The organism is Paenibacillus glycanilyticus (assembly GCF_030161375.1).
Classification (GTDB): domain Bacteria; phylum Bacillota; class Bacilli; order Paenibacillales; family Paenibacillaceae; genus Pristimantibacillus; species Pristimantibacillus glycanilyticus_B.
This window is the reverse complement of the sequence record NZ_BSSQ01000004.1, coordinates 124,886-141,189: the sequence shown is the minus strand read 5'-3', so window position 1 is coordinate 141,189 and position 16,304 is coordinate 124,886. Positions and strand designations below refer to the sequence as shown.

Below are 16,304 nucleotides of genomic sequence, written 5' to 3'. Positions count from 1 at the left end.
TTGCTTAAACTATAATCGCTATGTAAAGCGCTTACAATTGTCCTGAGACGCTATTAATGCTGTTATGGCACGATTATAAGTAGCCGTGAATATCCCGATATTCCTTCGGGCTGAGCCCAGTCATGCGCTTGAATAATCCCGTGAAATAGCCGATATTCTGATACCCGACCTGCTCCGCTACCTCATAGAGCTTAAATTCCGGATGCTTCAGCATTTCCTTGGCCTTCTGGATCCGTATGCGAATCAACCGGTCCGTGAAGGATTCTCCTAGCTCTGACCGGAATAAGGCGCCCAAGTAATTGGGACTTAAGTATACGGATTCGGCAACGGAGCGCAACGACAAATCGTCCCTGTAATGCATACTCATATAATCGATCGCTTTCTGCACAACAATCTGACTATGGCTCTTTTTCTGTTCAGCATTTTCTTCACCGCCAAAGAGCTGCGGATTCGCTGCTCGCAGCGCGTCTATCTGCTCCTTCAGCTGCGTTTCCTCTTTGCTTTTCAGCAGCTTCGACTGCTCCTCCTCGCCAATTCGCGCTAGCGCCGCATTTAAGTCTTCGAATATAACCGGCTTGATCAGAAAGGCATCAACTCCAATATCCAGAGCGGTCTTCGCGTAGTGAAACTCTTCGTAGCCCGTAACCATAATAATACGGATGTTCGGATTAAGCCTTCTCATGCGAGAGGACAGCTCTAGACCGTCTGTTCCCAGTAATCGGATATCCGTTATCAATAGATCGGGCACGCTTTGCTTGGCAGCTTCAAGAGCTTCATTTGCCCCTTCCCAATCGCCGGTGACCTCCATCTGATATTGCTCCCAGGACACATGCCTTACAATGGAGCGGCGCTGCCTCTCTTCGTCATCCACTACAAACACCTTAATCATGGTCGACCTCCCGTTTAGCTTATCGCTTGATTTGACATCTGATTTTGAGGAATGACCAGCTGAACGATCGTCCCTTCCCCCGGCTTACTCTGGATAAGCATCTGACTATTCGGTCCATAATACCGCTTCAAGCGTTCATTGACGTTATAGACGCCAAAGCCGCCGCCCACTCTGTCACCTTGCGCATTCTCCAGCAGCCGATGGAGCTGCTCCTCGCTCATGCCCGATCCATTGTCGGCTATCGTAATGCATAACCTATCTTGCCGCATAGAAGCGGCAATCGTGAGGCAGCCTCTCCCACCGGTATGAACAAAAGCGTGAAGAAGCGCATTTTCCACGATCGGCTGTAGAGTAATCTTGATAATACTGCAGGAATAGGTCTCTTCATCAACGTCAAATTGAACGGTAATTCTACCCGGATAACGAGACTTATGAATTTCCAAATAGGCCTTCACATGATCCATTTCATCCGAGAATGGCAAAATATCGGTTCCTCGGTTCAACGCTAATCTGAAAAATTTAGCCAAAGCGTCAACCGTGCTGCTAATTTCGGAGGATCCAACGTCCATCGCCATGCTTTTGACAAGCGCCAGCGTATTATAGAGAAAATGCGGGTTGATCTGAGCTTGCAGCAGATTTAATTTCTCAATCTCCACCCGGCTTCTCGCTTCGGCTATTTCGCCAAGAGATTGCTCCAGCCGCAAGGACATCGCGTTGAATTCCTCTTCAAGATCAGCAAGTTCATCTTTACTGTGCACCTTGATCGTCAGCCCCAAATCCCCGCTTCGAACTCTTCTCATGCTACGAATGAGAGAGTTGAGTCGATTCGTTGTTCTTATCCCAAAGCCGGTCAATACGCCTACTGTCAGCACGACGAAGAGGATACTCACCGTGACCGCTGCTTTCTTGACCAGCTGAAGCTTCTGCCAAATCTCCTGCTGGCTGACGATCGTGACCACCTTCCAGTCCAGCCGATTTGTCTCGAATACGACAAGGCTTTTCGAACCGTTAACGGTTGCCCAGTACCATCCCTTGCTGGATTCATATACCTTCGCCAGATAATCAGGCCGGGCATTGCCGTCACCATCCTGCTTGTTGACAAAATTAGCGAGAACTCTCCCCTTGTTATCCAGTACGATAAATCCGCCTTTCTTTAGCGCAAGCGGATTGGAAATCTGGTCGAACAATGCCCGGTTGGATACTTCTGCGTGAATGAAGCCGTATTTCTCATTCGACAAATAATCAACCAGCCATTTGCTAATATAAAGAGTAGGCTCGGAATAATCATCCTTCCAATTGAAATACCAATAGAACGACTGGTCATTATCCAGCATCGGCGAATACCAGGCTTCCTTCTCCGCGCGTTGCAAATTCAGCACCGTTCCTCCATCCTCATGCAAGGTAGGATTCGTTTTATAGAATTGAATGGACTTCATTGGGAAATACGAACGGACTCGATTCACCGCCGCGTTCAGCTGCTGCAGCCCCATAACTTCCTCCTCCAGTGAAGAATAGGATTGCGTAAGCGTCGTTGTAATGCCGGAATCCAGAGAAAGCTGCATCAATATGTTCTGATAGCCCACAATTCGGTATTCGATGTTCTCGTTCAATTGATAGACGACTTCCTCCAGCATCTCGCGTCCTTCCTTCTGAGCAAGCGACAGGCTAGTTGAGAATAAGTAGTATCCGATCAACAAGACTGGAATAATAAGGAACAAAATAACCATGATAATAAGCTTTTGCAATAGTCTAATCCGTTTCCAATAGCCAGCAATCATTCCGCTTTGTCCCCCGATGCAAGATATAATCTAAATCAGCCGCAAATGCTTCATAACCATTATTGTAGGACGATCGGTATTTTCCAATATGCTGAGAAGACTATAAAATGCTGTTCTATTTGCCAATATCTTTGTCGTTTGTGTCGAACGAAGGCGTTATTTGAATGTTTTTGACAAAAGCAGCATCAACAAAAAAACAGCCCGCCGAACGATGCCGGCAGGCTGTAAATTTGAATTAGTGAAAATGCGAGATATATTCTAGCGCCGTTGTGCCGTAGACGCTTTTGAAATGTTTATTCATATGGGTCAAATCTACAAACCCGCATGCGGCTACCGCCGTATAAATATCTTTGCTGCTCTCGATGAGCTGCTTGGCGCGTTCGATTTTGCTATTTAGAAAATACTGATAAGGCGAAATACCCGTATGTGCCTTGAACAGGCGTATGAACTGGTATTTCGATAAATCCAGCTCCATGCAAATTTCATCAAGCTTAAGCACTTGCTCCAGATTGGCATGAATCTTGTCTTTTGCCTTCCGGATTAGAGCATGGTCCTGTTTCCTCGCGTCAGCAGACAGACTAGAATCCGCTAGCCGGTCCGTAAGCGACAGAAACAATTCGCTGCATAACGCTTCGTCCTTTTCGCCTAAGATGGCATTCGTCAGATTTAATACCCTTCGCTCCAATTCCCGGTCGTATACGATAGGGTTTGAGAAACGCATAACCTCTTTTTTCTCCATCACTTCAAGCAGCAGCTGCGGCTCAATATACAACATGACGTAATCCAATCCCGCCTTGTCATTAGCCATGCCGTCATGGGTCTGCTCCGGATTAAAGAGCATAATGCCGCTTTTATGGGATAGTTGAAGACTGCCCTCCAGGTTATATCGCTGAGTGCCCCGCAAGGTTACGCCAATCGCATATTCTTGGTGTGCGTGCTTCTTATATTTAAACTCCGTCATGCTTGCCGACAACGCTGTAATGCCGGCCGCTTTTTTATAAACAAATTTCTCCATCCTACTCACCTCGGCAAAGCTATGTCCAAATCATAACAGCAGCGTAGGCCAAAAATAAAGCCATTACCAGATTGGCAAATTTTTGATGCTTCTGTAAAAACGTCCTTAAGACGGAACCAAATAAAACCCATGTAAGAAAAGCAGAGAAACCAATCAAGGTAATAGCGGCAATATGAACGGATACCGCGGCAAATCCGCTATAAGACGGGATAATAAACGCAGGTATGACGGTTAGGGCAAACAGGACGGTCTTCGGATTCAAAAACTGCAGCAGTACACCGAATCGGAAAGTAGCCGTCTGCTCCGCGGTTGCTTGGGACGAATGGTTGCTGACGATCTTGTAAGCCAGATAGACCATATACGCGCTGCCGATGATTTGAAGAATCGTGATGACCTTCGGCATAACCGCCATCAGCATCGAATTCAGAGCAGCGGACACAACAAGCAATAATCCAAAGCCGATTGTCGCTCCGTAAGAGAACGTCATCGCTTGCCTCGCGCCGGCATTTTTTACGGTGGACAAAATCATGATATTCGTAGGGCCCGGCGTAAACGTTGCAATCATGCAATAAAACAAAAAAGATGTAGTATCCAAGAGAAGTCGCTCCTTTCGCGCTCTTCTCTTATCCTACATCCGAATGGAAATGGCCTATAGTATATTATTGCAGGAACAACGTCGAATTGATGACCACCTTCTCATCGGGACTTGTGCGTCCGAGCACCCGCCAGCCTTGGCTTGTGAGCGTATCTACCTCTATCGATTCATACATGATCTGCTTCATTCCTTCAGCTGTGCGAATCGCAACTAGAGGATTCGATGAGGTGCAGCGAATTTGCTCCAGCACCGCTTGTTTGTTTTTCACGAGACTGGCCACAAAGACCCGCCGGTACGGACCGTAATCGAACCTCGAACCATCCTCCAATACGACCTTCACTTTCGCCCCAAATCCCATATGCTCTAACAAAGCGCGGGAAGCCTCGTAGGCTGTCGCATCCTTCTCCACACAGATGACCTCCACGCCGCCAAACAGGTGCAATAGGATTGAACTTAACGGCATCGGTCCGCTTCCGACAAACACAATCGGCGATTGCTCCGATTCGCGGTTAGCCTCCGTATACTGTTGCAGCGTGAATAGTTCCTGTTTAACCAGCTCTATGTAAACAGGCCAATTAGGAAGCCATTTCACGGCATCGAGACCGGAATCTCTCGATTCGCAAGCCTTGCGGGAATCGCTCAGCTCCGTCAGGAATTCGGCTTCCGACAGCTTATCCTGCAACTGCCGCTGGTTGGATTGAATATACTCATGGCTCAGGACGGCTTGTACCTCTTCCGGCGAATAACGGGACCTCAGCTGCACGAACAAGAGGTTGATTACGCCGGTGACCGTTGGATTGGCAGGAGATAAATCACTTTCTTTCTGAAGAAGCTCATTGGTTTCGCGGATAAAAGCAATAAAATCGTTAACCATCAGCCATCTTGGCAGTCCATAACCTTCCATTTGCCCCGTTCCTCCTTCACCACTACCACTACTGAGAAATATATTCATTCAGAACGGGATGTAGAAGGGGAAGGAAGGACTCGTTAATTGGTTCCTTAAATCATGTAAATGACGATGGGGCTAAACAGCAGCCTGCGCATTAAATATTCTTCCGATCGCCATTGCTCAGGGATTCCTTGAATTAATATTTCAGAGGTAGGAAGCCCTTTACAAAAGCGAACGCTTCAAAGCTTTCTGAAAGAAAGCTACTTCGTAAGCATGAGCCTTGCTTCTCCAGAATCATCTAATGCTCCGTCTGCCCTTAACCCACTCATAAAATGCTCAAACAAAAAGAAGCCGACCCTTGTTAAACTGAAGGTACCACTGCCCAGATTTCCGCACAATTAACCGTTTCCGTTACGGATAAAGACCATTGCCGAAAGTCAGCTCAGAGATCGGGTGTGGCTTTCGATTGCCCACAATTTGCTTAAGAATGCTACAAAAGATCAAAAACGAAAAATAGCCATGCAAAAAATAGCTCTTTGCATAGCTAATTTTATTAAGAATCACTTCTTTAACTATACTGAAGCGAGCCATTCTCTAGCGAGCAAACCTCTTTTGAGAAGCCCCTTGGTCGTTCTTTTAATTGCGATAGACCTCAAACTCCCATAACGAGTATCCCCATCCCGCATTGACCCTTTGCGTTCCGTACATTCTGACATATCTTCCGCTTGCCGGGCTGAACGTGACGTCATCCACGCCGCCGTCTCCCGTGGTTGTCGAATAGACGGTCGTCCAGTCTGTTGCGTTATTGGATACTTGGATCTGATAACTTTTTCCGTATGCCGCTTCCCAGCTTAACTTTACGCGGCTAATCGATTGCGAAGAACCCAAATCCACGTAGATCCACTGGGGATCGCCGTAAGCGGAAGACCAACGCGAACCCGCATTGCCATCAACCGCTTTATCGGCCGTTCGGCTTGCGGCGTCATCCGTAGAGGAAGCCGTGGCGCTTTTGTTCAATGCCAAATTCGGTGATCCAAGATTCAAGTTCACGAATCGGGGTCTGTAATCGTTCGTATTCGTTGCTCCGCCTATCCGATTCACGTTATAGGAGATGAGCAGTTGCCCCGGGCTAGACAGATGTGGATGAGCCTTGGCATTGTAGGTATAACGCTGGCCGGCGCCGGTGCCTTCAAACTCGGGAGCGGTATAAAATTTGACCGGCGCAGCGAATGGTCCCGTTGGACTGTCGCCAATCGCATACATCATATCAGCGGTTTGCACGGCCCTTGTATAAACAGCTATATACTTGCCGGTGTATGGCCCGCTCGTAACCGGCGTAACGCTGAGTTCTGTCGAGACATTGCTTAGCAAAGACGCCGAATCGGCTATATTGGTGCTCCAGCTGCTTCCGTTCCAATACTTTAGATTAGTGAAATTAGGGAACTCCGAGCGGAGTACTCTCGACACGATCAGATCCTTCTGTCCTCCAACAAGCGTATCTCTGTACCCGTACAAGTAAATATATCCATCCGGATTCGGAGCACCTGCTTGCGTGGAATTGTTCATGATGCCTACGCCATAATCGTACAGATAGGTCGAGTTCTTGTAATAAAGCTTGGAGACGGCCGAGGTTTTCGTAAATGCCGCATAATTGGGTTCGCCGCTCACGATAGGAATCGTGATAAGATCAACCTGCTTTGGCTTCCAATCTCCGTCAAACGGAATGCCAAACACATACACATTCCCGCCAATGGCCAAAGCTTCCTGCATCCAGGCCGTATAGCCAAACAGGTTGTTGCCCCCGGCCGTACTCAAATTCGCCTTATCCCCATATTTAAAGCTCATATTTGCGGCAGTAGGACTGTTGCCCGTCAATATGGCCGAGGAATGGTTCTGATAAGCCATATTGCTGATCGTACCCGCTGCATTAGCAGAACCAAGAATTGTATCGCTAAATATGAAAAAAGTTTTGGAACTGCCAGTTGCGCTTCCTATTGAATCCAATTCATTCAGCGGCGCGGAATAAATACCGTCTGCGTTCAGCCAGGTGTTGGCATACCCTGCCCGGTTGAACAGATTCGTCCAATTGTCGGCTGCCGTTGCGGTCAATACGGGGTCAGCAGCTGCTGCCGGTTCAGAATGGTTAACCACACCTGAAGATAACAAGACCGTCATTACTATTCCTGCAGCGATCCTTCTTCTCATTGGATTTATCCCTCCAATTGTTCAGCAGCTTCAGCTTCCGTCCCCGCAATGCGTCCAAACACTTTGAATTCATATAACGAATAGCCGTACATCGTGCCTCTTTGCGTCCCGTACATTCTTACATATCTGGCGGAAACTTCATCAAAGTTCGCGATATCCGATCCTCCGTCGCCCGAAGTCGTACTATACACGTCGGTCCAGTTCTCGCCGTCGCCCGATACCTGGATCTTGTATGCTCTTCCGTAAGCGACTTCCCAATCAAGCTTCACGCGGCTGATCAAACTTGGAGCACCAAGATCGATCTGGATCCACTGCGGATCGGAAGAATCGGATGCCCATCGCGTTTGGCTATTTCCGTCATTGGCATCGGCCGCTTGATGCGCGCTTTCCGAAGAGGAAGCGGTGACCGCCTTGCCTTGAGCAAGTTCCACCAGCTCCGGTCCGGTTGGCGGCGCCAAATTGAGCTCCGGATTGGCAAGGTCAAGCTTATACATCATCTGATTATAGTTATAACGAGGCATGGCGGGAGCTTTTGTATACGAATTGGTGAAGGTCGCCTCGAAATAAAGATAACGTCCGCCGTCCTTGATGAAGTATTCATGCTGAGAAGGGTTATAGAAGGAATATTCGTTGTGGGTAATAATTTTTTTGGCTACTGTCCATGGACCGTTAGGCGCAGGCGCTTCCGCGAACCAGATTTCGCCCAGCAGCGAAGTTTTGCCAAACTTCTCTTGGCCGATCATCACATAACTGTGGCGGTATTCATTCCATTCCACGGAACTTTGGGCAATTTGAACCTCGTCGCCCGAATCCGCGTCCTTGAGCTGGAAATACCGTTCATCGCCCGCTTGAATCAAGCCTAGTCCAATCAGCTCTTTCTCCTGCTCTTGCGTTAGCTGCTGCGTGTTTTTCTTCCAGCCCCATACGAGCTTGCCGTCAGCGCCCCGTTCAAGCTGCGTGTTCGCCCCTGCATAAGTCGTCCCCGGCACCAGCGGGGTGAAATACTCGTATTGCGTGTAATCCACAATGGCATCCATCTTCGCTTCAACCCGGATATTCGGATACTCATGCTGGGTGAAAATATAATAACCTTTGCCGTTATCCTCATAGTAAGTTCCTTGACCGCCCATTCCGGCATAACGCCAGTCGCTTACGCCAGGGAATTGGACTAACTGCTCGAATTCCTGCTTCTCATCGTTAAACATCAAAATGCCAAAGGAGTGAGGGTTCGGATCATGCGTACTGTAAGCAGCCAACAGCCGTTCCTCGCCACTATTGTCTTTCACCGTCATGAGACCAAAAATCCAAGCGATACCCGCGCCATCCGATAGCGGAGGAACGAGGCTTTTGACAAAACCGTCTTCGCGCGTAATATAGTCAAGATCCACGCCTGCATCAAGGTCAAGGCCTTGGCTCGGCAGCTTCGACGTAGCGCCTGTCACGCGGAAATTGCCAAGAGGATAAGAAGGCCGGTCCGTATCGCCCCAGAACCAATACAACTTATTCTTGTAAGCAATCGTCTGAACGGAGTCTTGCCCCATCACTTTTCCATTCAGGAGAGGTTCTTCAATAGGCGGCGTTTCGCCCAGCATAACCGTATCCCTGTATATCCCTTGGCCGGTCACCCGGTACAAGCGTTCAGCGATATTGATCCGGTTCATTTGGATCGTAATGCTTCCTCCAGGGGTTACGTTAACCGCTTGCCCGCGATAGCCGAACATATCCATGGGAACTTCGTAACCATGGCTCGAGAGATGGAAAAATACCGTCTCATTCATAAGACCCGGCTCGTCAAAAGCCACATTGCCGGCACTATCCGTGTAGAAGCGGATATTATTGGTCGTCTTCAGCTCCACGGCGGGAATCCCTCTGCCGGTTGCCGCGTCAACGACGTGGATTTTGAACAATGGCTGATTGTAAATCTGCGTTTGGACCGGTTTCTTTGCTGCATTGCCGTCTGATGCGCTAACCGGCGTAATGGCACCGGGCAATAATACCGCGGCCAACATAACCCCGGCGATTACTCCCGATAATTTGCGAAGATGGAATCCCATACGGTTGATCTCCTCCATTCATAATTAATCAGGTATTGTTCGCCGAACCGTACACTTCGAAATCCCGTACGGATAAGAGAGTTTTTGGCGCACTGTATAACCGGACATATCTAGCCTCGGCTTCCTTAAAAGTGATCTCATCCACGCCGCCATTTCCGGTTTTGGTGGCGTATACGTCTTTCCATTTCTTGCCGTCGCCGGAAATTTGAATTTGATAGGCTTTGCCAAACGCCGTTCCCCAGTTCAGGACAACGCGATCCATACGGCTAGCAGCGCCAAGATCAATCTTCAGCCATTGCGGACGGTTCGAAGCGGAAGTCCAGAACGTCTCCGGATTGCCGTCATTGGCAAGTTCAGCCTGGTTATCCTTCTTGCTGGATGTCGAAGTAATCGGTTTGCCCTTTGCTAGATCCGTCGCCGGAAGCGTCAGTCCGAGGTCTGGACTAGCAAGATCAAGCTTATACATCATCTGATTGTAATTGTAACGCGGCGTAGGTTCGTGATCCGTGAAGGAATTGGTGTAGGTAGCTTCGAGGTAAATATATCTGCCTCCGGCTTTATCGAAAAATTCGTCATGAGCCGGATTATAGAAGGTGTAGTTGCTATGCGTAATAATTTTTTTGGCCGTTGTCCACGGCCCTTGCGGCGCGGGCGCTTCCGCATACCACATTTCGCCTAGTCCCGACGTCGTTCCGCCCATCTGCTGGCCAAACATAACATACTTATGGCGGTAGTTATTCCACTCTACCGAGCTGCCGGCAATCGTGACATCAGCGCCCGTATCCGCGTCCTTCAGCTGGTAATAGCGGGCATCCGTATCCTTCATAACGCCCAGATTGATAAGCTCCTTCTCTTGATCCTGCTTCAGCGGCGGCGTATTTGGCTTCCAGCCCCATACTAGCTTGCCTGAAGCATCCCGTTCGAGCTCGGTGCTCGCGCCGTTATACGTCGTCCCCGGCTTCATAGGCGTGAATGCCTCATATTTCGTATAGTCTTGAATAGCTTCGTAAGTCGCCGGGACGCGCAGGTTTGGCATCCGGTGCTCGGTAAAGATCCAATACCCTTTGCCGTTGTCCTCGTAATAACTCGCTTGACCGCCCGGGTGGCGCCAGTCGTCTTTATCCGGGAATTGGACAAGTTGTTCGAATTGCTTCGTCTCGTCGTTGAACTGAAGAATGCCAAACGCCGACAGATCCGGGTTATGCGTACTGTAGCCGGCCAAGAGACGCTCCCGGCCGCTTGCATCCTTGGCCGTCATTAAACCAAACACCCATGCGATATTCGCGCCGTCCGGCAGCGGCGGCACAAGGCTTTTGACAAAGCCGTCCTCTTGTTTGATGTAATCCAGATCGACGCCAACATCCGGATCGAGCCCGCCTTGTCCCGGAAGCTTAGAGGTCGCGCCCGTCACCCTGAAGTTCCCTAGCGGATAGGCTACGCGGTCTGTATCGCCCCAGAACCAATACAGCTTGCCTTTATACTTGATCGTCTGAACGGAGTCCGAGCCCATCACCTTGCCGTTCAAGAGCGGCTCCTCAATCGGCGGTGTTTGCCCGAGCAAAATACTGTCCCGGTAAATCCCTTCGCCAGTCAACCGATACAGCCGCTCCGCGATATTGACCCGCTCCATCGTGAGGGTAACGCTGCCGCCCGGCGTCACATCGACGGCCTGGCCATGATAACCAAAGAAATCTGCAGGTACCTTATATCCGTCGCTGGACAGATGGAAAAATACCGTTTCGTTCATCAGCCCAACCTCTTTAAAAGCTACATACCCCGCGCTATCCGTATAAAAAGTCATGTTGTTGGTCGTTCTCAGCTCCACGGCCGGAATTCCCCGTCCGGTCTTCGAATCGACAACCCGGATCCCAAAAGGCTGTTCACTGCTATATTGGCTTGGCGTTAGCTTTGGCTTAGCATTATCCGCAGACATCGTCCCCGGAAATATAGCCAAACTGAGCAGAATCGAAGCTGCGATTCCGGTTGTTCTCCGAAATTTCATCATTTATAATCCTCCAATCGCCATAATGTTGAATATCCATCGATCAACAACCACATTATTGCATCGCATCACCTCCCAATGGTCATAAAAAAAGAGCAGCATGCTGCGAAGCAAACTGCTCTTGAGGTCTCTTACTTCACCGCACGCTGCGCTGCATCATTGTAGATTTTCAGCACTTTATCGATGTCGCCCATTTTTTTGAGTTTATCTGTAAATTTAGTCCAGTCGTCGAAGTTTGCTTTGCCCGACACAAATTTGGCTTGCTCCTCCGTAACAAAGGTTTTGACCGGGTTCATGACTTCGGAGATGGTCTGGCTCTCTTCCGGCGTGAATTGAATGCTAGGCTCGGTGTAGGAAGAAGGAACGTAGTCGTTTTTCGGCATTGGCAAGCTGGTCAAGAATGGCGATTTCTCAATCGGCACCTCTTCGTATTTGCCTCCGAAGTAAGTGTAATCCTTCGCCGCAAAGTCTACGAAAGCTTTGGCATCGTTAACCATTTGCAAGCCGGGGTTATAGTTCTTGCTTGCCCGGATTCCGTATTTATCCCCTACAATCCAAGGGTCCGGCGCGCTTTTGAACTCATCGTTGAACGTCTTGACTCCGTCTGCCCCTTTCGTGTAGGTCGTGCCTTCAATCCCCCACGTAATCAGGTCCATCATCTTGTCCGTGTATTGATAATCAATGAATTTGATCAAATCTTTTGCAACTTTTGTATTGGCGTTAATGCAGAATTGCGCCCAGCCAAGATCCGGCGTATTTCCGTTGGCCACTTCCTGCCAGGACTTCCCGTAATTCGGATTGTCCGGATACAACGTGACGGCGAATACTTTCCCGTCATTTACCGTTCTCGTATACTCCGCGGGAGTCGTGAACCACTGGGTCAACCACATAAAGTTATCGCCGTTTAAAGCTTTGCGCTTCAGAGTATCGTCGGTATCGATCGTATACTCCGGATCAAGCAGCTTCTCCGCGTATAGCTTATTCGCGAACTGGAGCGCCTCTTTGTACCCGTCCTGAAGAACGCCGTATACGTATTTGCTACCGTCCCAATAAATATCGTCTTTCACATGGTCAGCGGCGAACAAGGAGCGCAAGCTGTTCCATCTTGTCGCGATCGGATATTTATCCGGGTACAGCTCTTTCAGCTTTTTCGCAGCCTGGTAAACATCATCCCAAGTTTCGGGAATTTTGATATTGTTTTGTTGGAATAGATCATAACGGTAAGAGGACGTGTTCTGAATGAGCATGCCTTTGTCTTCCGGGTATCTTGGCGTTGACGTTTCTTTGAACGTGTACATCTTGCCTTCGGCATTGGTCACCCGCGTTAATCCGTTCTTCACCTTGCCCAAGTAATTCATATAGTTAGGCATCAAGTCTTTGTATTGGCTTAACTCCAGGATTTGGCCCTGCTCCGCCATTTCGGTCGTATCATAGAACAACGGGGTTACGAAAAAGTCCGGCAGATCGTCGCTTGCGATCATCAGCTTGAGCTTCTCGTCATATTCGGAGGAAGGAATGTAGTTGAAGTCGATATTCACTTTCCTGCCCATGTAGGCTTCCATTTCCTTCTGCCATTCTTTCCCCATCATGCTGTTCTCGTTATCAACGCCATTCGATGGCAGCGCCACCGAAAAACTTAAAGGCTTGCTGTCTGCCGCGTTTGTATTTGAACTAGCCGAATTAGCCGGTGCGTTATTTGCATTGTTTGTATTGTTTGTACAGCCTGCTACTGTGAGAGCCAACATGGAAGCTAAAAGCAAAGACGTAGTCTTTCTTTTCATTGAAACCCCTCCTGATTAATGTTTGGATGACAGCATGCCATAAGACTAAACTTGCCGGATCTTGCATGAATGAAGCTTGAAGCTTGATCACCTCCATGCGGAATTGCTGCAGAGCCTATCCTTTAATCGATCCAACCAGAATTCCTTTCGTGAAATGCTTCTGGAAGAATGGATAGATGCACATGATGGGAAACATCGTGATAATGATGACGCTCATCCTTACGGCTTGCGGATCAAGGGAATCCCCCGCCTGATTAATCGCAACGTTGCCGGCGCCAACTCTTCCCGCGATCGCATTGGTATCGAGCGTGAACAAATAGTTTCGCAGAACCATCTGCAGCGGGTATTTATCTTGATCCTGCAAATAAACCAATGCTTCGAACCAGCTGTTCCAGCTCCCTACAAGTCCAAACAAAGCAAAGGTGGCAAGGAGCGCCTTCGATAACGGCAGAATAATCCGGAACAGAACAACAGGATCATTCGCACCGTCCATCAAAGCGGATTCCCTCAGCTCTGACGGAATATTCATGAAAAACGTTCGGAACAGGAATACGTTATACGCGCCGATCGCGCCCGGAAGAATCATGACCCATACCGTATCCAGCAAATGCATGCTCCGCATAAGCAAGTAGGTAGGAATCAATCCCCCGCCAAAAAACATCGTGATCATAAGAAAGATCGTTAGAAACTTTTTGCCGACAAATCCCTGAACGGTTAACGGGTAAGCCATCAAGGAAGTAAACAGCAGCATAAGGCCGGTGGAGCCAACCGCGTAAAGGATAGAGTTCAAATACCCTTTGAAAATATAGGGATCCTTGAATACCGTTGTGTAAGCTTCTATGTTGAAACCTTGCGGCCATACGGTAACGCTGCCTGTCGAAATATAACGGGAGCTGCTCACCGACGTCGCGATAATGTTCAGAATCGGATACAGGACAGCGACCAGGATTATCAGCATAAACAGAATGTTAACCGTATCAAAAACTCTAGAACTTAAGCTAACCTTTCTCATTGCAACTCATCTCCTAGAACAAACTTGTATCCGAAACCTTGCGGCTGATCCAGTTGGTCAAGTACAGAATAACGAAGGAGATCATGGACATGAACAAGCCGATGGCCGTCGTATATTCGTATTGCGCTCCCAATATCCCCTGCCGGTACACATACGATCCAATGACGTCCGCCACGCTATACGTTTCAGGCGAATAGAGAAGGATGATCTTCTGAAAGTCTGTCCCCAATATTCCTCCAACCGCGAATATAAGCAAAATGACGGTTGTAGAGCGAATGGACGGCCAGGTAATATGTACGATTTTTTTCCACCGGTTGGCACCGTCTACCTCCGCTACATCATACAGAGTAGGATCTATTCCGCTTAATGCGGCCAAATAAATAATCGTGCCGAAGCCTACCCCCTGCCAAATGCCCGATGAGATGAAGATGGTTCGGAAGTAATCCGGTTCGAGCAGAAACATGATTGGGCTTCCGCCAAAAAACGAGATGATATCGTTAAAAAGTCCGTCTCTCGAAGTAAACTCCTTAATCATGCCGGCCACAATGACAACCGATATGAAATGCGGAAAATACGATACGGTCTGAACGATTTTTTTGAATCTCTTATTTCTTAGTTCGTTAAACAACAGAGCTAGAATGATCGGTGCGGGAAAAGACCAGAACAACGTGAATAAGCCAAGCAGCAACGTATTCTTGAGCACTCGGAACGCCATCGGATCATGGAAGAACGTTTTGAAATATTTGAGTCCGACCCAAGGACTGTCCATAATTCCTTTGGAAGCGCTGTAATTCTTGAATGCAATGAGGATGCCGTACATGGGGAAGTAGTTAAAAATAAGGACCGTTAGAAACCCCGGCAAAACCATTAGATACAAATATCGATGCCTCATCATCCGCGACCACAAGCTTTTATTGGTTGTTTCCAAAAAAACACCCCTTCAAGAGCCATTTTAAATTAGTATACCAACTAACTTTTTTTCTGTACGATTCTATAATCCCGACAACTTCATTTCACAATTACGACAAACTGCATTTTGGAAAAGTCAGGTTACATCAGTACATGGAAGCGCATTCATTTTTGAGCCGATGCAACAACTCATCTCGTCCAATCTTCGCGAGGCAGCGAATAAATACTACGGTTTGCCCAGAAAAGAGCCTAGCGGTAAAGCTAGCGGCAAAGGTATCCAATTCACAAGGATCGATACTTCCTCCTCATTTCATCTTGTTATACTATGTTAAAATTAACACATACTTTTTAGGACGTCAATATAGTTTTTATCCTATAATTTTCTAATTTTATAGATGAACTTAGCATAAGTTAGTATGCAAACCCGTCCCCCGATAGAGCGGAATACGCGATACGGAAATGGCGCCTTAGGATGTCTCACCAAGGCGCCATTTCGATTAACCTTTCATTCTTTCCCAATCAAAGCCAATCTCTTGCAGCAATGCCCGCGCTATAACCAAATGGCCGGATAATCCGGGATGCACCCGGTCCGAAGCGATAGCCGTAGGATGTACGTATTCGAATAACGGAGCAAAGGCCGCTTGAACGTCGATGAACCCGGAGCCCGTGCGTTCCGCTACTCTTCTGGCAGCCTGGCCATACTCATCCATCCGTTTGCGCATCCGGTCCTCTGGATTAGGCTCCAAATAAAACGGAGTCATAATGACAAGTCCCTGCACGCCTTGCTTCGCCGACTTCACCAATTCCTCCAACGTTTGTTCGTATTCCTCGAGCGAAATATGTGACTCGCGAATATTTGGCTGATCGAATTGCCGCCATACATCATTAATGCCGATCATTACCGCCAGCCAATCCGGCTCCAAACCAAGCACATCGGATTGCCATCTGGCTTTCAGATCGCGCACGGTGTTGCCGCCGATTCCCATATTCGTCACGCGTATGGCCAGCTCCGGATAAGCGGTTTGAAGCAGCGCGTCCACTAGCGCAACATAACCTTTGCCAACTCCTTGAAACAACCCTTCCCCATGCGGGAATCTGCGCTCGCAATCCGTAATGGAATCACCAATTACAACAAATCTTTGCTCTTGCTCAAGTTTCATAATGTGAACCTCCTA

The 16,304-nt window shown here is 48.3% G+C and carries 12 protein-coding genes; all 12 read right to left on the bottom strand.

All coding sequences use genetic code 11. The annotated features are described in order from the left end of the window. Positions 1-73: 73 nt before the first annotated feature. Positions 74-889: a response regulator transcription factor gene (locus tag QQK89_RS05270; RefSeq protein ID WP_284237429.1), complete on the bottom strand. Its 816-nt coding sequence runs from the start codon at positions 887-889 to the stop codon at positions 74-76. 14 nt (positions 890-903) lie between these two features. Next, positions 904-2,667 carry a sensor histidine kinase gene (locus QQK89_RS05265; RefSeq protein ID WP_284237428.1) on the bottom strand — a complete coding sequence of 588 codons (1,764 nt, stop codon included), beginning with the start codon at positions 2,665-2,667 and terminating at the stop codon, positions 904-906. A gap of 235 nt (positions 2,668-2,902) precedes the next feature. Beyond that, positions 2,903-3,682: an AraC family transcriptional regulator gene (locus QQK89_RS05260; RefSeq protein ID WP_284237427.1), complete on the bottom strand. Its 780-nt coding sequence runs from the start codon at positions 3,680-3,682 to the stop codon at positions 2,903-2,905. A 19-nt stretch (positions 3,683-3,701) separates the two neighbouring features. Further along, entirely contained in the window at positions 3,702-4,277 is a 576-nt protein-coding gene (locus QQK89_RS05255) for a LysE family translocator (RefSeq protein WP_284237425.1), read from the bottom strand. A gap of 64 nt (positions 4,278-4,341) precedes the next feature. Beyond that, positions 4,342-5,181, bottom strand: coding sequence for a nicotianamine synthase family protein (locus QQK89_RS05250; RefSeq protein WP_284237424.1), 840 nt, complete (start codon positions 5,179-5,181; stop codon positions 4,342-4,344). Positions 5,182-5,802: 621 nt separating this feature from the next. After that, positions 5,803-7,371 carry a galactose-binding domain-containing protein gene (locus QQK89_RS05245; protein WP_284237423.1) on the bottom strand — a complete coding sequence of 523 codons (1,569 nt, stop codon included), beginning with the start codon at positions 7,369-7,371 and terminating at the stop codon, positions 5,803-5,805. Between the two features lie 5 nt (positions 7,372-7,376). Continuing rightward, positions 7,377-9,425 (bottom strand): discoidin domain-containing protein, encoded by a 2,049-nt coding sequence (locus tag QQK89_RS05240; protein WP_284237422.1) that lies wholly within the window; start codon positions 9,423-9,425, stop codon positions 7,377-7,379. Positions 9,426-9,453: 28 nt separating this feature from the next. Then, positions 9,454-11,430 (bottom strand): discoidin domain-containing protein, encoded by a 1,977-nt coding sequence (locus QQK89_RS05235; RefSeq protein ID WP_284237421.1) that lies wholly within the window; start codon positions 11,428-11,430, stop codon positions 9,454-9,456. Between the two features lie 128 nt (positions 11,431-11,558). Further along, positions 11,559-13,208, bottom strand: coding sequence for an extracellular solute-binding protein (locus tag QQK89_RS05230; RefSeq protein ID WP_284237420.1), 1,650 nt, complete (start codon positions 13,206-13,208; stop codon positions 11,559-11,561). Between the two features lie 115 nt (positions 13,209-13,323). After that, complete coding sequence (locus tag QQK89_RS05225; protein ID WP_284237419.1) at positions 13,324-14,220, bottom strand: carbohydrate ABC transporter permease; 897 nt, start codon at positions 14,218-14,220, stop codon at positions 13,324-13,326. 13 nt (positions 14,221-14,233) lie between these two features. After that, complete coding sequence (locus QQK89_RS05220) at positions 14,234-15,148, bottom strand: ABC transporter permease (RefSeq protein ID WP_284237418.1); 915 nt, start codon at positions 15,146-15,148, stop codon at positions 14,234-14,236. 478 nt (positions 15,149-15,626) lie between these two features. Beyond that, positions 15,627-16,289 (bottom strand): SGNH/GDSL hydrolase family protein, encoded by a 663-nt coding sequence (locus tag QQK89_RS05215; protein WP_284237417.1) that lies wholly within the window; start codon positions 16,287-16,289, stop codon positions 15,627-15,629. Between the last annotated feature and the right edge of the window lie 15 nt (positions 16,290-16,304).